Origin of the sequence: Paenibacillus taichungensis, from assembly GCF_013359905.1 — a bacterium.
GTDB lineage: Bacteria > Bacillota > Bacilli > Paenibacillales > Paenibacillaceae > Paenibacillus > Paenibacillus taichungensis.
The window spans coordinates 24,026-44,567 of sequence record NZ_JABMCC010000098.1; the positions used below are offsets into that span (position 1 = coordinate 24,026).

General features: G+C 40.6%; 15 protein-coding genes and 1 pseudogene. 14 read left to right on the forward strand and 2 right to left on the reverse strand.

Going from position 1 to position 20,542, the window contains the following annotated elements:
* Positions 1 to 16: 16 nt before the first annotated feature.
* Positions 17 to 1,654, forward strand: coding sequence for a response regulator (locus tag HP548_RS04500; protein ID WP_175381026.1), 1,638 nt, complete (start codon positions 17 to 19; stop codon positions 1,652 to 1,654).
* Positions 1,647 to 3,431: a sensor histidine kinase gene (locus HP548_RS04505; protein WP_175381027.1), complete on the forward strand. Its 1,785-nt coding sequence runs from the start codon at positions 1,647 to 1,649 to the stop codon at positions 3,429 to 3,431. Before HP548_RS04500 ends, HP548_RS04505 begins: the two co-directional genes overlap by 8 nt.
* 6 nt (positions 3,432 to 3,437) lie before the next feature.
* Here HP548_RS04505 and HP548_RS04510 read toward each other — a convergent pair whose 3' ends face one another.
* Complete coding sequence (locus HP548_RS04510) at positions 3,438 to 4,337, reverse strand: AraC family transcriptional regulator (protein ID WP_175381028.1); 900 nt, start codon at positions 4,335 to 4,337, stop codon at positions 3,438 to 3,440.
* Between the two features lie 91 nt (positions 4,338 to 4,428).
* Between HP548_RS04510 and HP548_RS04515 the strand changes: the two genes are divergently transcribed.
* The 10 genes from HP548_RS04515 to HP548_RS04560 all read left to right on the forward strand — a co-directional run bounded on the left by HP548_RS04515 (position 4,429) and on the right by HP548_RS04560 (position 16,401).
* On the forward strand, positions 4,429 to 5,850 hold the full coding sequence (locus HP548_RS04515; protein WP_246317930.1) for an MATE family efflux transporter: 1,422 nt from the start codon (positions 4,429 to 4,431) through the stop codon (positions 5,848 to 5,850).
* Positions 5,851 to 5,921: 71 nt separating this feature from the next.
* Positions 5,922 to 6,551 carry a DapH/DapD/GlmU-related protein gene (locus tag HP548_RS04520; RefSeq protein WP_076291402.1) on the forward strand — a complete coding sequence of 210 codons (630 nt, stop codon included), beginning with the start codon at positions 5,922 to 5,924 and terminating at the stop codon, positions 6,549 to 6,551.
* Between the two features lie 569 nt (positions 6,552 to 7,120).
* Complete coding sequence (locus HP548_RS04525) at positions 7,121 to 8,557, forward strand: helix-turn-helix domain-containing protein (RefSeq protein ID WP_076291401.1); 1,437 nt, start codon at positions 7,121 to 7,123, stop codon at positions 8,555 to 8,557.
* A gap of 158 nt (positions 8,558 to 8,715) precedes the next feature.
* Positions 8,716 to 9,423, forward strand: coding sequence for a purine-nucleoside phosphorylase (gene deoD, locus HP548_RS04530; protein WP_076291400.1), 708 nt, complete (start codon positions 8,716 to 8,718; stop codon positions 9,421 to 9,423).
* Between the two features lie 45 nt (positions 9,424 to 9,468).
* The gene (locus HP548_RS04535) at positions 9,469 to 10,785 is read left to right on the forward strand and encodes a purine/pyrimidine permease (RefSeq protein ID WP_175381029.1); all 1,317 of its coding nucleotides are present in this window, start codon (positions 9,469 to 9,471) and stop codon (positions 10,783 to 10,785) included.
* Between the two features lie 2 nt (positions 10,786 to 10,787).
* The gene (locus tag HP548_RS04540; RefSeq protein ID WP_175381030.1) at positions 10,788 to 11,969 is read left to right on the forward strand and encodes a NupC/NupG family nucleoside CNT transporter; all 1,182 of its coding nucleotides are present in this window, start codon (positions 10,788 to 10,790) and stop codon (positions 11,967 to 11,969) included.
* 489 nt (positions 11,970 to 12,458) lie between these two features.
* A complete protein-coding gene (locus tag HP548_RS04545) occupies positions 12,459 to 13,664 on the forward strand; it encodes an MFS transporter (RefSeq protein ID WP_175381031.1) in 1,206 nt (401 codons plus the stop codon).
* Positions 13,665 to 13,680: 16 nt separating this feature from the next.
* The gene (locus tag HP548_RS04550; RefSeq protein WP_143764814.1) at positions 13,681 to 14,676 is read left to right on the forward strand and encodes a helix-turn-helix domain-containing protein; all 996 of its coding nucleotides are present in this window, start codon (positions 13,681 to 13,683) and stop codon (positions 14,674 to 14,676) included.
* A gap of 189 nt (positions 14,677 to 14,865) precedes the next feature.
* Positions 14,866 to 15,765, forward strand: a complete 900-nt coding sequence (locus HP548_RS04555; protein ID WP_175381032.1) for an SDR family oxidoreductase — start codon at positions 14,866 to 14,868, stop codon at positions 15,763 to 15,765.
* A 147-nt stretch (positions 15,766 to 15,912) separates the two neighbouring features.
* On the forward strand, positions 15,913 to 16,401 hold the full coding sequence (locus tag HP548_RS04560) for an NUDIX hydrolase (protein ID WP_175381033.1): 489 nt from the start codon (positions 15,913 to 15,915) through the stop codon (positions 16,399 to 16,401).
* Between the two features lie 188 nt (positions 16,402 to 16,589).
* Here the strand turns inward: HP548_RS04560 and HP548_RS04565 are convergent, their stop codons facing one another.
* Positions 16,590 to 17,696, reverse strand: a complete 1,107-nt coding sequence (locus HP548_RS04565) for an FAD-dependent monooxygenase (protein WP_175381034.1) — start codon at positions 17,694 to 17,696, stop codon at positions 16,590 to 16,592.
* Positions 17,697 to 17,817: 121 nt separating this feature from the next.
* Between HP548_RS04565 and HP548_RS04570 the strand changes: the two are divergent.
* Together HP548_RS04570 and HP548_RS04575 are read left to right on the forward strand one after the other, a co-directional pair.
* Positions 17,818 to 18,242, forward strand: a pseudogene (locus HP548_RS04570) (family 16 glycosylhydrolase); the annotation flags it as partial.
* 272 nt (positions 18,243 to 18,514) lie between these two features.
* Positions 18,515 to 20,503 (forward strand): Na+/H+ antiporter, encoded by a 1,989-nt coding sequence (locus HP548_RS04575; RefSeq protein WP_175381035.1) that lies wholly within the window; start codon positions 18,515 to 18,517, stop codon positions 20,501 to 20,503.
* The last annotated feature ends 39 nt before the right edge of the window (positions 20,504 to 20,542 follow it).

Below are 20,542 nucleotides of genomic sequence, written 5' to 3' on the forward strand. Positions count from 1 at the left end.
CCGGGAGGTTTACTTCATGATTAATGTGTTAATTGTTGATGACGAGTATGAAATTCGTGAAGGTCTTCGTAAGCGCTTTCCTTGGCATGAATATGGAGTTGGAACAGTCCGTTCTGCCTCCGATGGCGACGAAGCACTACAGATTGCACAGGAGTACAAACCCGATTTGATCATTACGGATATCAAAATGAACCGGATGTCGGGACTTGAACTGCTCAGTGAATTGCAGATGAGGGAACCTAAAGATTGGAAAGCAATTTTGATTAGCGGATATGATGATTTTTCCCTGGTAAAGCAGGCGATTCACCTGGGGGCTATCGACTACATATTGAAACCCATCAACATGGATGAGATGGAACGGATTGTGCGCAAGGCAACGGATCACATCAGGCGGGAGAGGCTAGAGGAGCAAAATAAAACGAATATTGCGTACCAGGTTCAATTCGCCGTTCCCATATTGCAAGAAGAACTTCTGCGCGAAGTGGTAGAAAATGAATATAATCCGTATCGAGAAACCCGCATCATTCATCGGCTGAAGTCCTTGCATTTGGACTGGATGAAAGAGTCTCCTTTGCTTATGATGGTCGTTGAAGGAGATGATCTGAAGGCGCTGGTCAAAATGCAAATGCTGACGGCTGAGAAGGATCTTGTACTATTCGGTATTGGCAACGTGGTCAGCCAGACACTGGCTGAAGAATTGAATGTACCCGCAGCTTTATTCAAGGATACCACGGACCGTTGGGTGGCTGTGATCAGTTGTCCTGATGGAAAAATACTGGAGTTATGCAAATCAGTGGCTGAGATCTGCTTGCAACGGATCAATCAATTCGTAAAAGTGAAGGCCAGTATTGCAGTAAGTGCTTTACCGAAGGAGCTAAAGCATCTTAATGCCTTGTACGTTGAATGCGTTGAATCGTTAGAGCAGAAAGTCATTTATGGGGGCAATCGGTTGTTCACTGAATCCGTTGATGAGATGGATACTGAGAATGAGAAGATGTCCATTCGCGAACCGGCGGCAGTGCTGGATCTGGTCAGGTATGGTGCAGAAAAGGATATTATTGAATCCATGAAAGGTTTCGAAGACATGGTTAAATCATGGGAGCTCTTAAGTCTGAAGGACATTCAACAGCAAATATTCCAGTGGTTAATGAACATCTATCGAACCGCCGCATCCGCTGGTTGGCCAGACCGTTCATGGGAACGCGATCCTATTGGGTTGTGGGAACGCTTGGAACAATATGACACTCTGGAATCCCTAAAGAAGCATGTAGAAAAAAACTTGCATCTGTTAGCAAGTGATTTCCATAAAATGGATAACTCATCCAGCAGAATTGTGCAGGAAGCTGCAAAATTGATCCGAACCCGTTACAACGAGAATCTATCGTTGCAATACATCGCATCAATGGTACATGTTACACCGATTTGGCTCAGCAAGCTGTACAAAAAAGAACGGGGTCATACCTTTCTGGAGGATTTAACAAGTATCCGGATGATACGAGCCAAAGAATTGCTGGGCGATATAAAATATAAGATTTATCAAGTTTCATATGAAGTTGGCTATAAGGATCCGGTTCACTTTTCAAAATTGTTCAAAAAGCATGTCGGGGTAACACCAAAAGAATTCCGTAGATTACGGGGGATTTCGGATGATTAATGCTTTTCTGCGCCTGGCATCTTCCTTTCGTAACCGTATGATTTTGATCTTTCTCTCGATAACGATCATCCCCTTTATCCTATTCTCTGCATATGCCCATACCAAATCAATAGAAGGCATTCAGCAAGCCAATATTACATTCTCGATGAGTTATCTGGAGCAAGCCAAGATAAACGTGGAAACGTATTTAGCTCAGTTAAACGAAGGTATCAATAGCTTGATTGGTGACAAAACATTGCAGTATTTATTGGAGAGGCCACCGTTAACTCAAAAGGAAGAAGAGACGAACTCCGTTGATATGCTGAGTATCGTGTATGAAAAGAAGAAACAGATGGATGCGCTGCAGATTCGAGTATATCCACTAATTCCGGCAGATTATCCAACGTATATGAGAGCTTTGGAGGAATCTGCCTCGGTTGGTGAAGAAGAGTGGTTTCGGCAAGCAGCGGACAGTAACATGCCATATTGGCAATTATCAGTAAGTGATGGTCCGAATCGGGGCCCGCTATTGTCTTATATCAAGACGTTCACAAGTCTTCACAGCAGGACACCCCGCGGCATTGTGATAACGGATCTGGCTGACAATCACCTAAGCCGATTCTTTTCACCTACCAAACGACTGCAAAGGCAAAAATTTCTGATCATTGATGAAAAAGGGGCTATTCTTTTTGATTCGGCCGGAAACGAATGGACTGGTGATGTTTTACCTTCTCCACAACTGCTAGCCAAGCGCAATCTGTATAACGAAGGCGTTGAGAAATTGTCGATTTATGATCAAGAGCATTTGATCACTTTCGTCCGGATGGACAGCCTCCCCTGGACGATTATCAGTCTGACGCCGATGGATGCTCTAGTGGAGCCTGTTATGGAGATGAATCGGTTGCTTCTTGTCATTATTATTGTCTATTTACTTGTATCCATTGGCGTCGTTATTTATCTTACCCGAAATTTCACGCAGCCTGTCCTTCGATTGGTGCGTCTGATGAAAAAGCTTGAAGAAGGCGATTTTGGAATGTACATCCCGCATCAAGAACGTAAGGACGAGATCGGGTGGCTGTTTCGTGGATTCGGCAGCATCGTACGTAAAATCGAGGATTTGATTGCACAATCTACCCGAGCCGAACGGAGCAAGAAAGAACTTGAATTTCAAGTGCTCAGTCATCAAATCAATCCGCATTTTCTATATAACACGCTGGAATCGATCCGCTGGAAAGCGGAGAATCATGGACGAAATGATATTGGTGAAATGGTGTCCGCATTAGGCAATTTATTACGGCTCAGTCTCAATCAGGGCAAGGATATTACGACAGTTGGTCGTGAAATTGAACAGGTGAAGGCCTACGTGCAAATCGAACAGGCCAGAATCGGTATGCCACTGCGAGTGGTGTACTTTTTTGATGAGGATATGCTGAATATGACGTTCATGCGCCTTTTACTACAGCCTCTGGTTGAGAATGCGATTCAACACAGCATACGTGGGAATTTCGAGCATGGCAAAGTTATACTTTCCGGACGAATAGAAGAGCAGGATCTGGTCATTGACATTACTGACAACGGGAAGGGAATACCAGATTCAGTTATACAGGCCTTGGAGGAGGAATCTGAGGATCAGAAGATGAATGGGCGATCTGGTGTCGGCCTGCGCAATGTCAATGAGCGGTTAAAGATTTATTTCGGTTTAGAGTATAAATTACAAATCGAATCCAAGGAGGGCATAGGCACCCGAATTACAATCCGCCATCCGATTCTGAAAGAGAAATTAGAGAATGGGGCATAACTCGGTTTAATTCTCCGTTTTACTTAAGCCATTTATGTCGCTTTTTCGATATGCTAGTGGAACTAATCCAATGTGTTTACGAAAAAGGGATGAGAAGTAGCTCACACTTTGAAAGCCACAGGCAAGTGCGATTTCACTTACAGATCTTTTAGTTTCCCTCAACATCTCACAACTTTTATGAAGGCGGTATCGAGTTAAGTAATTGTTGGGAGTTTGACCCACGTATTTATTAAATAAAGTACAACAGCGGCTTCGACAAACGGCTCCTGAGGATGCAATGTCTTCAAGAGTTATTTTTTGTTCGTAGTTTTGATGAATGAATCGAGTCATTTGCTGAATATTTGTCCATAATTGTACATTTTGGATATCTCCCACCTTCGGTTGCAAGTGATCTCCAATACCAGCACATAAAGATAAAGCCTGAGAAGTTAAGCGGAATGGATTTGGAGCAAAATTATTGTGCATTTCAGCATAGATCGCTTGAATGGATAACAATATCTCGTGCTGCCAGGAGATCTGTTCAGCTAGTAATACAAAATCATCCATGTTTGGACCAAACTTCTCTTCCCAGTATGCTCGTATGAACGAACCTTCCCCGATGAGAGAAGAATGGATCACTATAACGATAAATGAACAATTACAATGAGTGTGAGAAAAACCAAAGTGCAATCGATGGCTATTCACAAAAATCCCATTTCCTTGTTCTATACTAACAGTCTGTCCGTTAATCGAATACTCCATGGAGCCTTCCAGAATGTAAATGAACTCTATATCCGAATGCCAATGGGCGGCAGCTGCAAAATTATCAAATTGATTCAAGCTTCCTCTCCGGACATACAAGGGTAGGTCAGGTAGATTATAATTCAATCGTTCCGATAAATCAGAAAATACTTCTAAATTTTCCATCCAACAAAGTGCCTCCAATAAATATACGATTTTGACAAAAGTATAGCCAATATTTGTGGAAAGGACAATGATTTTATCCTATCTTGATAATATGGAAAGCAACAGAGAGGAGTGGATATACGTTAAAAAGAAAAAGCGCATACAGTTAACTACTCCTATGACGCGAAATTTCAATAAGGAATTAATCACGCTTGTCATTCCCATTGCATTACAAAATCTAATCTCAGCAACAGTTATATCAGCTGATGTAGTTATGTTGGGAATGATTAGCCAATCTACAATGTCGGCCGTATCGTTAGCGGGACAAATCACCTTTGCATTAACATTGTTTTACATGGGTATGGCTACGGGAGCAGGGATTTTGACTGCACAATATTGGGGGAAGAAAGATGTTCAAACCATACAACGTATTCTCAGCACGGCCTGCTTGTTCTCATTTAGTATTTCTATTTTGTTCTTTTTAGTATCTTTTTTATATCCTGAAACGTTAATGCGTTTCTTTACAAATGATAGTGAATTAATTCGTTATGGTTCAATATTTTTAAAGATGAATTCGTTTTCTTATCTTGCAATGGGCATTTCACAAATGTATCTCAGCGTGATTAGAAGTATGGAAAATGCAAAACTAAGCGCTTGGATTAGTTCGCTATGTTTAATTTTAAACATTTTGTTTAATGCGTTATGCATCTTTGTACTTTTCCCAGATAGACCTGAAATGGCAATCATGGCGGTGGCTCTCGCTACAGTTTTAGCTCGGTTTATTGAGTTGGGCTGCTGTGTTATTTATTCTGTGACGCGAGGATCGATTCGTTTTCATTTTCCCATATGGGATGGTATTCAGCACAATCTCCTAAAGGATTTCCTGAAATACACCATGCCTGTACAAGGCAATTATATTGTTTGGGGAGGGGCACTAACTGCGACTGCCGCAATTATAGGACATGTAAGTGCTGATATGGTTGCAGCGAATTCTGTTGCATCCGTGGTTAAGAATTTAACCATTGTATTGTGTGGAGGTATTGCTAGTGGAGGTTCTATACTGGTTGGGAAATATCTAGGTAAAGGGGAGACCGAGAAAGCAAAACAGGTGGGAAGCAGGATGAATCTTTATGCTTTACTATTTGGAATAATAGCAGGGTGCACCATTATTCTGATAAAACCGCTTGTTTTCTCTATAGTAAATCTAAATGCCATATCTCAAAACTACTTGGATGGAATGTTATATATCAGTGCATTTTATTGTATTGCTAAATCCATTAATGCAACTAATATCTCAGGAATATTTACTGCAGGAGGTGACTCTAAATTTGGCTTTTGGTGTGATTCGATTGTAATGTGGGGTATTATTTTGCCGCTTGGTTATCTCTGTGCTTTTGTCTGGCACGTATCACCCCTGGTATTATATATCGTCATTAGTTTGGATGAGATCATTAAGTTGCCATTGGCATTTTACCGTTATCGCCAATACAAATGGCTAAATAATATTACAAGGACTTTTTCACCAGTAGGTTAAGAAAAAGCGGTCAAAGAATGTAAGGTTAACTTAAATAAATAGATTAGATTTAATGCAGAGGGGACTAAGACATGAATATTACAGAACGAATGGCAAGCCGACAACTGTTTACTGATCACGACGCGAATTATCCACTGGAAGCTTCTGATCTGGCTCGGGCCCGTCAACGAGGAAAGGCACTATGTTATGAAATCAATCGCTTACATCCCGATGATATTGAAATGCGTAAGACTCTGATGGAACAACTTTTCGGTAGTATTGGTGAAAATGTTTGGATGGAACCTCCTATTCGGATGTCGTATGGATCAAACACTACAGTGGGCAACAATGTCTATATCAACTTTAATTTAACTGTTGTCGATGACTATAAAGTCACGATTGGAAACGATGTCATGTTTGGTCCAAACGTCACGATTGCTGTAACCAATCATCCAGTACACCCAGAAAAGCGCAAAGAAGGTGGAATGTTTGCTCTACCGGTAGTCATCGAGGATGGCGCATGGATCGGCAGCTGCGCTGTGATTGTGCCAGGAGTTACCATCGGTGCGGGTAGTGTGATCGGTGCAGGAAGCGTGGTAACCAAGGATATTCCTAGCAATGTTATCGCTGTGGGTAATCCCTGCAGGGTTCTTCGTGAAATCACCGACCATGACAGAGAGTATTACTACAAAAACATGCGTTTCGACCAAGTTGAATGGTAATGGATAACGAAGCTAATAATCAATTCTAACTTGGGACTAGACGCTACCTGGCAAGGAGAGAATATGGGAGAATGATGCCACTCATTGTTGAAATCATTTTATCAGTATGTATTTTGATTGGATTATATTGTGTAGTAGGTAGGTTGTTGGAATCCCCACGAGTTGTCAGATACGCAGAGCATCTAGAAGAACAATTTGAAAAAAATCTTAATCTTTATGAAGAAAACACAAATTGAATATTAAAGTTTAAGATCTATAGAATGAATTGTTGTTATCCCCTTTTCGTAAACAAGAGAAAAAGACATCTGTTAAGATGGACTTAATCTTGCTGAGCGGAGGGGATTTTTTTATGGGTAAAAAAGGAAAATATTATCCATAGTGTAGCCAAAAGGGCTGGCTTGTATATAGATTGAACTACCGGGTGGGATAGTTTAAGCTTATTCACATTGGTTTATCATAGACCGTATTTAAACACATTAAAAAGCCGATTCTTTCCTTATGAAGGAATCGATTTTTCTTTAGCCAAAAACACGATAACATTTAATTTAAATTGAAATAGGGTGGGGAAAATGGATAAGGGATTTACATTAGCTAGTCAACTATTAACGCTGCTTGATACGGAACATAGATGGTTTACCTTAGCTGAAGTTGAAAAAAGTTTAGGTATCTCCGATAAAACCATACGTAAAATGGTTGAGGAAATCAGCAAGCAATTACCTCCTACTGTAACCATAGAAGTTTCTAGAGGAAAGGGAATCGTTCTTCGGCGAGATGGACGAAGTGAAACGATGAGTGAAGTGATTTCTTCGATGTTCAGACAAACCGTCTTTTATCGACTGATGAATGTATTATTCACCAATGTGGATCGACTGTCCGTGGAGGAGCTAGCCGGAGTTATGTTTATGAGTACCTCATCGTTGAAGAAACTGATTGTACAATTAAATAATAATGATCTAAAAGCGTATAAGTTACGCATTACATATTCAACCCCGACAATCAAAGGGAATGAAATGAATATTCGATATTTCTATTGGAAGTTATATTGTGATGCGTATGAGTTCACAGGATGGCCCTTTGCGAATGTCGATTTTGCATATATCAATCAGTTAATCACAAATACTGAGAATGAGAAAAATATTGTGTATTTTATCAATTCCAAACGGAGATTATCTTTTTTGTTGGCCATTGTTGTGGAAAGAGTCGCTAAAGGAAAATACGTAAAAATCGACGAAAGTGCTTACCCTTGGGAAAAGGGGATGTTTTATATACCTGTGAAGACCCTCGCCAAGAGTCTTGGAGAGAAGCTTTCCATTGATTTTCCCCATAGTGAAATTTACTTTATGCAATCCCTGGTCAGTCTCAGCCAATATCATTATTATGAAGGATCAGAAATAACGCCGATGAAAGAAGTTGAATTGCATAAGGACAAAGAAGAATATCAAATGGGTAATCTGCTTCTAAGGCTACTAGCCAAAATATACCCTAACTTGGAGATGGAAGAACGATTTCTATTGGAGATATACGCGTTCTTTGACAAGTTATTAATCGATAATGCAATTCCTGAATGGATGATGATTTCACAAAGTAATTTAACGGCTTATGTTCAAAAGGAATGCCAGCAGCTTTATCAAGAACTGCAAACCTGCATGCAAACGTGGAGTAAAGCTTATCCTGCCGCCTTGTACAATAATTTTCATTTAACCAAGCTAACCTTAATTGTTCGTTCTAATTTACGTTATAAAAGGAAAAGGGCCTTCTTGGTGATTGGAGAAGAATTTTCAATTCGTCATTACATAGCGGATTTGATCAAGAAGGAAATTGGGGATCAGCTGATCATCAATACTTCCATAATGAAAGGGCTCTCCGACGAAATGATGCAGCAACATCAGATCGATTTTGTCATTAGTAATATCCCGGTAACATTGCAGACCGTGCCTGTTGTTATTATCTCTACGATCCCGTCTAAAAGAGATCTAGACAATATTCGTAAAGAACTGCTTTTATAATTTGATCAATTATTTCCCTTACCCTCCGTAAGATTTTGGTCTAGTTTGTTATGCTGAAAAATCTTATGCTCAATGTACTTTCCGAACTGGTTTTCTGAAGGCAAGTGGAAGAGATTTCGGAAAGCCTGGGTTCAACATTGAGAGTAGGAGGCAGAAATATGAGTAGGCATTTAGGCGCAAAAAAAGGAGAAATAGCGGACATCGTTTTGCTTCCGGGAGATCCTTTGCGTGCAAAATTTGTAGCAGAACACTTTTTAGATGAGGCCATTTGTTATAACGAAGTAAGAGGCATGTATGGGTACACCGGATTATACAAGGGGATACGTGTATCGGTTCAAGGGACAGGGATGGGGAATCCATCGATGAGTATCTATGCAACGGAATTGATCGTCGATTATGAAGTGAAGAAATTGATTCGTATTGGTACATGTGGCGCGATGCAGAAAGACATTAATATCCGCGATATTATAATAGCCCAATCCGTGTCTTCAGATAGTAATATGACGGATAAGATCTTCCATGGCTGTAATTATGCACCTACAGCAGATTTCTCATTGTTAATGAAAGCGTATCAACAAGCAAAAGCTAAACAAGTAAGTGTCTTTGTCGGTAACATCTATAACTCCGATGAGTTCTACCGTGAGAGCTTAGATCGACTTCACAAGTTTATGGATTTTGGTGTATTAGGAGTTGAAATGGAAAGTACAGCCTTATATACGTTAGCCGCTAAATACGGTGTGAAAGCTCTATCCATTTTGACAGTAGGCAGTCAACTGTTAACACAGGAGCACTTAACTCATCAAGAAAGTGAACAATCATTTTATGAAATGGTCGAAATCGCTCTTAACACAGCGATTGAGAGCTAATCTATCGATACGAGTACGGGTGCAAGAAAAGAGAGTGAGTAAGAAATGAAGGGAATACTATCTGGATTGCAGTGGATGATGTTTATGATCGCAGGTGCAATTGCTGCGCCAATTGCTATCGCAGATTTATATAACCTAACACCTATGGAGGCTTCTGGACTCATCCAGAGCACACTGATTACTTTAGGAATAGCTGGATTTTTACAAGGCGTCATCGGCCATAAATTCCCTATTCATGAAGGTCCAGCAGGGTTATGGTGGAGTATTTTCACCATTTACGCAAGTTTAGTGGGGGTATTGTATTCTTCGAATATTGCTGCCCTGCAAGCTTTAAGTGGGGGAATGATCTGTAGTGGAGTTTTATTTATCCTAATCTCAGCATTTAAGCTAATGGATAAAATCGCTCGTCTATTTACGCCAACGGTCACTTTTATATATTTGCTCTTATTGATCTTTCAATTAAGCGGTTCTTTTATGAAAGGTATGATGGGGATCACGTCAAGCCACACCTTGTTAGATGTGAAAGTGTTCGTACTGAGTGTGATTGTGATTTGCATTACCTTTGGGTTAGGGAACAGTCGCTTTGTTTTGCTGCGCCAATTTTCAGTAATAATCAGTATATCGATAGGCTGTTTATTGTTTATCATATGCGACAAGATGCCGGTGATTTCACCGGCGGATACGCTATTTAAACTGCCCAAAATATTTCCTTTTGGAAGTCCAAGATTTGATAGCGGAACAGTCACAACTGCCTTTCTATTAACACTATTATTAATAACCAATGCGCTTGCGTCTATTCGGTTGATGGAGACCGTTATGAAACAAAAGAAATTGGATTATAACCGTTATTTGCGTGCCGGATTTGCTTCTGGCATTACCCATTTTATTGGTGGCAGTTTCGGAGCGATTGGTTCAGTGCCTATTTCAGGAGCGGCGGGATATGTTGAACAAACAGGAATGAGGGAACGGAAATCGTTTTTAATTGGATGCATCTTAGTCATCTCTGTATCCTTGTTTCCGCCAATAATGAACGTAATATCCGGTATCCCAGCGCCTATAGGCTATGCCGTTACATTCGTCATCTTTGTGAAGATGGTTGGATTATCGCTGAAGGAATTGAAGAAGGTTCTGCATGAAGAACGAACATTTATTGTTAGCGGAGTTTCTCTGTTAGTTGGTGTGGGTTTAATGTTTATTCCAACATCCGCTACGAGCCATTTATCTCCGATTGTAATAGCCATTTTGAATAATGGGTTAATTTGCGGAAGTCTATTGGCGATTATTTTGGAACAAGCGTTAATGTGGAAAGATGCAAATCGATATGAGGATTCCAAAAAAAGTATCGATAATTTGGAGGGTTAATTATGCATTATCTAATTTCTGTTGTTGGTCTGGTTATTGTTCTATTATTGGCCTGGCTTGCGAGTAGTAATAAGCGGAAAATCAAATATCGTCCAATCATCATAATGATTGTTATTCAGTTAGCTTTGGGATTAATTATACTAAAAACGAGTATAGGCGAATTCTTAATCAAAGGGTTTGCCGATAGTTTTTCGAAATTACTCGGATATGCCAACGAAGGAACGAACTTTGTTTTTGGTGGGATTGCCAATGAAGGAGCTCATACCTTTTTCCTGTTTGTGTTGATGCCAATTGTTTTCATGTCAGCATTAATAGGAATCCTGCAACATTACAAAATACTGCCGTTCATTATCAAGTATATTGGTCTGGTGCTAAGTAAAGTAAATGGCATGGGGAAATTGGAATCTTATAATGCTGTTGCAGCCGCAATTGTAGGTCAAAATGAAGTATTTATTTCTGTGAAAAATCAGCTTGGACTATTACCAAAACATCGCTTGTATACATTATGTGCATCTGCAATGTCAACGGTATCCATGTCCATTGTTGGTTCATATATGACCATGCTGGAACCTAGATATGTAGTAGCTGCATTAATATTAAACCTATTTGGCGGCTTTATCATTACATCCATCATTAATCCGTATGAAGTTACAGCCGAAGAAGATATTGTTGAAGTTCAGGAAGAAGGCAAACAAACGTTTTTTGAAATGCTGGGCGAATATATTATGGATGGCTTTAAGGTAGCCATTGTAGTTGGGGTAATGTTAGTTGGTTTTGTTGGAATCATTGCTTTAATTAACGGGGTCTTCAGCGGCATATTTGGTATCTCGTTTCAAGGAATTCTAGGGTATGTCTTTGCACCAATTGCCTTTATGATCGGAGTACCATGGCATGAGGCGGTTCATGCGGGGAGTATTATGGCCACGAAGCTGGTTGCGAATGAATTTGTTGCCATGCTTGACTTTGTTAAGATTCAAGACGGTTTAAGTGGGCGTACTACAGCCATTGTTTCCGTTTTTCTAATCTCATTTGCTAACTTTGGGTCCATTGGTACTATCGTGGGTGCAGTAAAAGGATTGAATGAAAAACAAGGGAATATTGTTGCTCGCTTTGGATTAAAACTTTTATATGGCGCAACACTTGTAAGCGTTTTATCTGCCATAATTATCGGAATTATATTTTAGTTGAATCATTTTCTTTTGAATACAATTTGACTCGAAATAGGGCTGTTCCAAAAGGACGGTTGATGTCGAGGGATATAAAATTTCACATTAAAGTCGCTAATTTTAGCGGCTTTTTTTCGTGTGTTTACTCAAATTCGGAACGACGAATTGGATGCAGTCCACGCCAGTCACGAGCAGTCAGACCATGGTTTTCAGCCTGAACTGTACATTGGATAATTACAGACTATCAGTCCAATATGTTCGATTGATCTATTCGGCTTACTCACAGATCAACCAATTAAATTTATGAAAGTATATATTGACAGGGAAAAAAATGTGTATTACATTTAATCCCGTACTTTTTAAACATTTATCTTTAAAAAGTAACTTGGAATAAAAATAGGTATTATTTGTTAGTTATTCTTCACTTTGAAATGGGTTAGAACAGCGTCTGCAGAAGATACATAGTTAGCGTACATATTCAATATTTGATTTTGGGAGGACAATTAGATGGCTTTATTATTCAAAAATCGGGGCGCTCTGCTGCTTCTAATGTTTAACCTATTTTTAGTCTTTGCTGGCATTGGTCTGGTTATACCAGTGATCCCGCAATATATTACTATTTTAGATATTAACGGAACGATTGCTGGCATGCTTACTGCTTCCTTCGCATTTACACAGTTGGTTTTCTCACCACTGGCGGGACGATTATCCGATTCCTTAGGACGCAAGCGAATGATTGTCGCCGGAATGCTAGTTTTCGCCTGTGCCGAGGTGATATTCGGGTTAGCTGACTCAGCTCTGCTACTTTTTGTTTCTCGGATGATGGGTGGCGTTAGCGGAGCACTCATCATGCCAACGGTTATGGCTTATGTGGCAGATGTAACCTCTGAGGAAGATCGAGCCAAGGGAATGGGATTCATTAACGCTTCGATCTCGACAGGCTACATCATTGGCCCTGGCATCGGGGGATATATTGCCGAATTCGGTATCCGCGTTCCGTTCTATGCTGCGGGGGTCGCTGGTCTGATCGCTGCGATCCTCACTATGATTGTCCTGCCGGAATCACTGTCGTCTATTGTAAAGGGTGATGAGAATAGATTGGCTAATCTGGAACCCAAACGAAGTCTAATTCAACAGTTGCGTTCTACTTACCGCGAGCCTTATTTTATCAGCTTAATTATTGTGTTCGTCATGTCCTTTGGACTTGCCAACTATGAAGCGGTATACGGTCTGTTCGTTGACCATAAGTTTGGCTTCACACCAAAGGATATTGCCTTCATTTTCACATTCGGCTCCATTGGAGGCGCGTTGGTTCAGTTAACCATTTTCGGCTGGATTATAAGCCGTTATGGTGAGAAAGCAGTCATTACAGTTTGCCTGCTACTTGCCGGGGTATTTGTCCTGTTGACGTTATTTGTTCACCAATACTGGCTGATCTTCGCCGTCACCTTTGTTGTATTCTTGTCCATCGATATTTTGCGCCCAGCCATCAGCACTCAAATGTCCATGGTCGCAAAAGAACATCAAGGATATTTGGCTGGACTTAACTCCGCTTTTACCAGCCTTGGGAATATCATTGGGCCGGTAGTAGCTGGACTGATGTTTGATATCAATGTTAACTACCCTTATGTGGTTGCCGGAATCATTCTGATTCTTTGCTTCGGGTTTACACTACGCACAGGAATCAAGCGCGTACAGCGTGCACGTGTTTAACGATTTTCAGAAGACAATGCCAGTAATTCAATTCATACAAATTTGGACATTCTACTGCTATAATCAGATTACTTTTAAACCAAAAGTGATTGACGGGAAAATATTAGCGTTTGGAGTGTTGGTTATGGGAAGAGAATTAGTTGTGAATGAAAATATGTATGGGTATGTGGAGGACAAGGAAATTTCAAAACCTATTATTACGGAATACTGTTCTTTTAATGAAAAGGGCAGTATTTTCCCTCCTCATTGGCATGAACAACTTATGATTTTATATATTGAAAAAGGAAAGATGATTCTCCAGGCTGGTAATCAACAGATAATAGGAGAGCAAGGTACAATTTTAATTGTGAACCCTAATGTAATTCACTCAGGGGAAAATATAAATTCGGACTTAGCATATTATTTATTCAAAATTGACCTTTTATTGCTTTTAGGAAATCAACCTGATTTACAACAATCCATATACACTGAACTGCTCTTAAAGAATCGATTTCTGTTTGAGGAGAAGATCACGGAGGATGAATTTATCCTTGGCAGTATACAGAAGATGATCCGAGAGTATGAGGAGAAGAAGGAAGGATTTGAGCTTGTTTTAAGGGGATTAACTTATCAAATATTGACTGATCTTATCCGATCTTATACAAAGAAAATACCAGAGCAATCAGAAATAGATATCCAGTATAGAAAATTAAATCAAATTAAGTCAGCCATTAAACATATGGAGAAACATATTTCTGAAAAAATCACATTAGATGATCTTTCAAAGGTTTCTCATTTAAGTCCAGTCCACTTTTCAAGAGTTTTTAAAACGGTGTCAGGTTTCCCGCCGATGGATTTTCTAAATCAGATGCGTGTTCAAAAGGCAGCACAGCTTTTGATAACCACGGATAAGACGATTATTGAAATCGCATTGGAAGTAGGTTTTAATGACGGTAACTATTTTAGTAGAATCTTTAAAAAAATTAAAAATGAAACTCCTAGCAATTTTAGATGCAAATATCTAAAACGCTAAGTGTTTTCTTTTTTTTCTACGTAGTTTAACTCTGCGAAATTCTTTCTTGCTGTAAAGAAGACTTGTAATAATTTTCTGAGATAATATTGTGCTACATTGTGTTGTTATTATCCACGCCTCAAAAATTTCATGATGATAAATTATATAAGTAAAAGAAAATCATGAAATTTAAAGAGAAGAGGAATAAAAATGAAGATTTTTGTTACGGGATCAACCGGGTTTGTAGGTTCTGCTATTGTTCAGGAATTAATTCGTGCGGGTCATGAGGTGCTAGGGCTTGCTCGATCAGAAGCAGCTGCTCAATCGCTTAGCGGAATAGGTGCACAAATTCATAGAGGCGATATGGAAGACCCAGATAGTTTGCGCAGTGGAGTATCGGCGGCTGATGCAGTTATTCATACTGCATTTAATCACGATTTCTCAAAATTCAAAGAGAACTGTGAGAAGGATAAGAGGTCTATTGATGCTATGAGCTCTGTTTTAGCTGGTTCAGACCGTCCGCTTATTATTACATCCGCCCTGGCAGTTCTTCCAAAAGGGAGACTCGTAACCGAAGATACGTTGCCGGTGTTCAGGCCACATGCTAATCCTCGTATCGCTTCAGAAGAGGCAGCTGAGGTAGCGAAGGAGAAAGGGGTTAATGTTTCTATAGTTCGACTTCCGCCTTCCGTACATGGAAATGGTGATCGTGCTTTTATTCCAACACTAATTGATTTAGCTCGTAATAAAGGTGTTTCGGCTTTTATTGAAGAAGGAAATAATTGTTGGCCGGCGGTACACAGGCTTGATGCTGCTCAACTATTTAGGCTGGTTCTGGAGAGCGAAACAACAGGGGTATATCACGCAGTTGCAGAGGAGGGTGTAGCTTTTAAAGAAATAGCAGCTGTGATAGGGGAAAGACTTAACGTTCCTGTTAAAAGCATAGCTCGCGAGGAAGCTAACAACCATTTCACATGGTTTACTCATTTTGCTGAAATGGATCTAAATTCTTCAAGTGAAAAAACGAAAGAAAAGCTAGGATGGAAACCAAAACAACATGGGCTTCTTAATGATATAGATAGCCTGAACTATTTTAAACTAAAAGGCTAATAAGCAATTAATGAATATTATGTTCAATTCTGTAACGACCGATCTCCATACATTAATTTTGTTAAATCAAGCATGTTCACAAAAGCAGGATAATTTAGGAATCATGTGGAATAAGTATACAACTTTACCGAATTTGGAGGTCGTGAAATGGCGTTTCCGACACATATTGTCTCATCTGGTGGAATTGTAGAAGATGGAAAAGGAAATATCCTATTAGTAAAAGCCCATGACGATGGTTGGGTGTATCCTGGTGGTATAACTGAAGTTGGAGAAAATCTGATTGATGGCGTGATTCGTGAAATTAAAGAGGAAAGTGGAATAGACGCCGAGGTTAACCATTTAATTAATGTTGTTTCGAATACAGCGGTACATAAGTGGTATGACGGTGTAACTGATGTTCCTACGAAAGTGATGTTTGATTTCGTGTGCAAGGCTGTAGGTGGAGAGTTAGCAACTTCTGATGAAACGAGTGAATGTAGGTGGGTTCCCAAGGAAAATGTTCTGGATTTGATCACATTACCTGCCATCCGTATGCGTTATGAAGCTTATTTGAACTTTAACGGTTCTGTGAATTATATCGAATACGTCACGGGAACAATGTCAGAATGTGATATCAAGCTTCAAAGGCGTGTTTAAAGTGTACGAAGGATCAAACAAGAACATAGCTCCAACCCAAGTCGCTACAATAGCGGCTTTTTTTATTGTTGGACCAAGTTCTTGCTCCAAACTGAGGACAAGAACTTGATCTGATCATTAAACTCAACAAATACTCACTGAAAAAATACCATCAAATGATATCCTCTCAATATCCTACAGAGCGGTCCCTAGATGTCCTTGATGGATGCTGTTTGCGAAATTCTTTCGCGAATGTCTTCTTCAGTTCGTGGGACAAGAAAATCTACCATCAATTCCGCGTTTGCTTGCACTTCCTCGATGAAAGGACGGAAACTCTGATTATATTCTTGGAACGCAAGTTCATAGTTCCCATGGTTTTTATGGAAAGCATCAGCCAAGGCTGCCGCTCCATCTATTGCGAGTGATCCACCCATGCCAGCAGCCGGAGAGGCGCAGTATCCAGCATCACCGACTAGCGCTACCCTGCCTTTTGTCCACGAGGGCATTTTCATTTGGCACAGTTTGTCAAAGTAAAAAGTTTTGGAGTTCTTCACTTCTTCCAGCAATTCTGGCGTTCGCCAGCCTAGTCCGGAAAATTGATTCAAAATGATATCCCGCTGCTGTTCCTCGTTTCGGTAGTCGTAGGGGAGCTCCTTCTCCGAAGAAAAGCAGAGCACGATATCGGTTTTATTGTTATAAGAGTTCAGCATGACCGCCTTGCCCGGCTCGTTGTACATTTGTGTCGTATTCTCCCGGATCAACAACTTATCCACGATGGTGATAGAGAAATACGTTTTAAGAAAATGCGAAAATTCCGCTTCCTCGCCGAACCATAATTTTCTGACGACCGAATGAATACCATCACAGCCGAACACCAGGTCATAAGAGCGTTTTTGTCCTCCTTTGAAAGCTACCTCAACGCCATTAGCTTCTTCCTTCAAAGACGTAATGCTATCCCCGAAAATAAACTCAACGTCATCTTGGACAGCCTCGAACATGATATCCAGCAATACATCTCGCTCAATTTCATATTCATCTTCTGCAAGCTGCTCACGGATTTCGACTCTTTCAGTGACATCATCGGAATTTTTGAATTCCATTAATTCCATGTCTATTTTATTCGACTGGATTTGGTCTAAAAGCCCCATACGTTTCGCAATGTCGGCGGTATTTTCGCGGATATTTACAGGTGTACCGCCTTTTTTAAGATCTTCAGCAATCTCAACAACGGTCACGTTGTAGCCAAACTGCTTCATCCAGTAGGCTGTTGAGATGCCGGCGAAACTCGCCCCGCTAACTAGAATATTTTTTATCATATTCGTTCCTCTCATGATCCATAATAGTTCTAATGATGTTGTATAGAATAAAATAGCTTTGTGAACTGAATATGAATGGCTCGTGCAGAGCCAGTCGTTGATATTTTCCTCAAGAAAAGCCAAGTTTGATTGTGGGGAGTATTGCTCCACTAATAATTATGGATATGGGTTGTATGAAGTAAGCATGAAGCCTGCCAAAAATACAGGCATCGTATCCTCCTTTTTCACCTACACAGGACCTGCTCATGGCACGCAATGGGATGAGATTGATATTGAATTCTTAGGAAAAGACACGACCAAAGCACAGTTTAATTATTTTACGAATGGGGTCGGTGGTCACGAGAAGGTTATTAACCTTGGCTTTGATGCATCACAGGGATTCCATACCTATGCTTTCGACTGGCAACCAGCAATATCCCCATAACTCCCGGTAAAATTATGATGAACATATGGAATGGGACCGGGATTGATAGTTGGTTAGGTGCTTATAACGGTGCCAATCCATTGTACGCTGAATATGATTGGGTTAAATATACGAGTAATTAGTTATGCAGAAGCAGCCGCTCAGCGGCTGCTTTTGTTTTTTCAAGAGCACGAGGTACCTCCTGAAAAGAAATTTCGAGTAGAAGATGTTAATGAAATTATCGGCAATTCCGATAAAAATAGCTGAGGGGATTATGGAAGAATGCTCTGGGCAGCCTAGGGGCAAGCGATTCATATACAGTTCATAAATGCAATTTACAATAAGATAAATTCTTGTTAGTAACGTGTTTTACGAAAAGCTGCTTATTACAGATAAATATGGAGGTAAGATTCGTTTGGAATTGTTTGAATTTATTTTATTGATGCTGGTGGCGGTCTCTTTATCCAATTTAGTAAACCGGTTTATACCTTCGATCTCCGTGCCTATTATTCAAATCGTGCTGGGGATGTTGATTACTTTGCTACCCTTGCACTATGAACTGAAATTAAATCCGGAGCTGTTTTTACTTCTATTCATTGCCCCGTTACTGTTCAATGATGGCAGACATGCGGATAAAGAAGCACTGTGGAAGCTAAAGAAACCGATCCTTTTGCTTGCACTGGGTCTGGTATTTGTAACAGTAGCTGTGATGGGATATTTCCTGAATTGGTTACTTCCGGTCATCCCGCTGGCGGCAGCCTTCGCATTGGCAGCAGCACTGGCACCTACCGACGCTGTGGCCGTAGGCGCACTGGAGCAGAAAGTGAAGATCCCCCATCAGACAATGCAAATTCTTGAGGGAGAGTCTTTGATAAACGACGCATCAGGGCTGGTCTCCTTTCAGTTTGCCGTAGCCGCAATGGTCACAGGTGTATTCTCTTTCAAAACGGCCAGTATCAGCTTTATTGCGATTTCACTTGGCGGTGTGGTGTTGGGTCTGCTGCTCACCTTAGTAAAATATGGTGTGGTGAAGTGGTTGCGCAAACTGGGAATGGAGAATGTCACGCTTCATATGCTGATTGAGATCCTGACTCCATTTTTAATTTTCATGGCTGCTGAGGAATTGGGGGTCAATGGTATCCTGGCCGTTGTCGCCGCAGGAATTGCCCATTCTTTCGGTTACAAGAAAATGAACCCTGAAGTAGCCAAGCTAAGTGTTGTATCCAAAAGCACCTGGTCAGTTATTATTTTTGTATTAAACGGACTCGTTTTCCTCTTGCTTGGAACACAGCTTCCTGAAATTATCCAGACAATTTGGAGTAACCCCGAAATAGGTAATTTTAAAATCATTATGTACACACTATTATTGACTTTGGCTGTACTCGGACTGCGTCTCATCTGGGCAATGCTGATGGATATTTTCGAAGGGACCAAACCGCGTGATCCTTGGGCGCTGAGGTTGAAGAAGGCGCTTATCCTCAGTCTTTCGGGAGTTCGGGGAACGATTACACTGGCGAGTACCTTGTCACTGCCGTTTTTACTTAATGATGGCACTGCATTTCCAGCCAGAGATCTGATCATTTTCCTCGCAGCTGGAGTTATCCTGTGGACACTTCTGGCATCCAACTATCTGTTGCCGCTTTTATTGGGTAAAGAAACACAAACGGAGCAGGAAGAGGACGAAATTCAGGCAAAAATTGAGATTCTGAGGAATGTGGTTACCGGATTAAATGAACTGATCACGGACCAGAATCGTCTTGCGACCGCCCAAATCATCAATACGTATACTTCCAGAATACGAACACTCAAGAAAGATGAGAAGAAGGATAAGGCACAGCGATCCTTGGGTTTGTCCGTATTGAAATGGGAAAGAGAAAATACGCTGCATGCGCTTGAAAAGAAAGAAGTGAATCCATACACAGCGTACCGTTATCTTAACCGAATTAACAAACTGTTGTTTATGCACACAAGAGATGCCCGTTATAAAAAAGAGTTTTTCCCCGTTAAGCATTGGGACGAAGTGTTCGGGATGCTGCAGCAAGTCCGGTTAAGCTTCCGTGAAAGAAGGGCTGAATTGAATAGTCTTAGAATTAAAAATATTACTTATGTCATTAAGCAGCTAAATGTTCAACTCGCAGAAGGCGAGCAAGATATGGAGATGGTCAGCTCGCTAATTCTGCAGTATGAACGAATGTTGCTGGGTCTGACCAGAAATGAAAAGGAAACCGGCACCCGAAAAGAGTTTGGCATATCGCTGCAGGAGCTGGCCCGAGTCGGAATTCAGCTGGAGAGAGACAACATCCAGTCCATGTTCGAGACAGGCAGGATTTCAAGACAGGGCGTGAAGGAGATGAAACGAGATATTCTATTCATGGAGCATGATTTGCGAGAAGAGACAAGCTGAGAGGTACCGTTCGATGTTTTTGTCAAAAACCTAGGGGGA

Excerpts from the sequence above, each read along its gene's own strand:
- HP548_RS04565 (WP_175381034.1), bottom strand. The coding sequence starts at position 17,696 with ATGATAAAAAATATTCTAGTTAGCGGGGCGAGTTTCGCCGGCATCTCA.
- HP548_RS04550 (WP_143764814.1), top strand. The coding sequence starts at position 13,681 with ATGCCAGTAATTCAATTCATACAAATTTGGACATTCTACTGCTATAAT.
- deoD (WP_076291400.1), top strand. The coding sequence starts at position 8,716 with ATGAGTAGGCATTTAGGCGCAAAAAAAGGAGAAATAGCGGACATCGTT.
- HP548_RS04545 (WP_175381031.1), top strand. The coding sequence starts at position 12,459 with ATGGCTTTATTATTCAAAAATCGGGGCGCTCTGCTGCTTCTAATGTTT.
- HP548_RS04505 (WP_175381027.1), top strand. The coding sequence starts at position 1,647 with ATGATTAATGCTTTTCTGCGCCTGGCATCTTCCTTTCGTAACCGTATG.
- HP548_RS04560 (WP_175381033.1), top strand. The coding sequence starts at position 15,913 with ATGGCGTTTCCGACACATATTGTCTCATCTGGTGGAATTGTAGAAGAT.
- HP548_RS04515 (WP_246317930.1), top strand. The coding sequence starts at position 4,429 with ATGGAAAGCAACAGAGAGGAGTGGATATACGTTAAAAAGAAAAAGCGC.
- HP548_RS04500 (WP_175381026.1), top strand. The coding sequence starts at position 17 with ATGATTAATGTGTTAATTGTTGATGACGAGTATGAAATTCGTGAAGGT.
- HP548_RS04535 (WP_175381029.1), top strand. The coding sequence starts at position 9,469 with ATGAAGGGAATACTATCTGGATTGCAGTGGATGATGTTTATGATCGCA.
- HP548_RS04540 (WP_175381030.1), top strand. The coding sequence starts at position 10,788 with ATGCATTATCTAATTTCTGTTGTTGGTCTGGTTATTGTTCTATTATTG.
- HP548_RS04525 (WP_076291401.1), top strand. The coding sequence starts at position 7,121 with ATGGATAAGGGATTTACATTAGCTAGTCAACTATTAACGCTGCTTGAT.
- HP548_RS04510 (WP_175381028.1), bottom strand. The coding sequence starts at position 4,337 with ATGGAAAATTTAGAAGTATTTTCTGATTTATCGGAACGATTGAATTAT.
- HP548_RS04555 (WP_175381032.1), top strand. The coding sequence starts at position 14,866 with ATGAAGATTTTTGTTACGGGATCAACCGGGTTTGTAGGTTCTGCTATT.
- HP548_RS04520 (WP_076291402.1), top strand. The coding sequence starts at position 5,922 with ATGAATATTACAGAACGAATGGCAAGCCGACAACTGTTTACTGATCAC.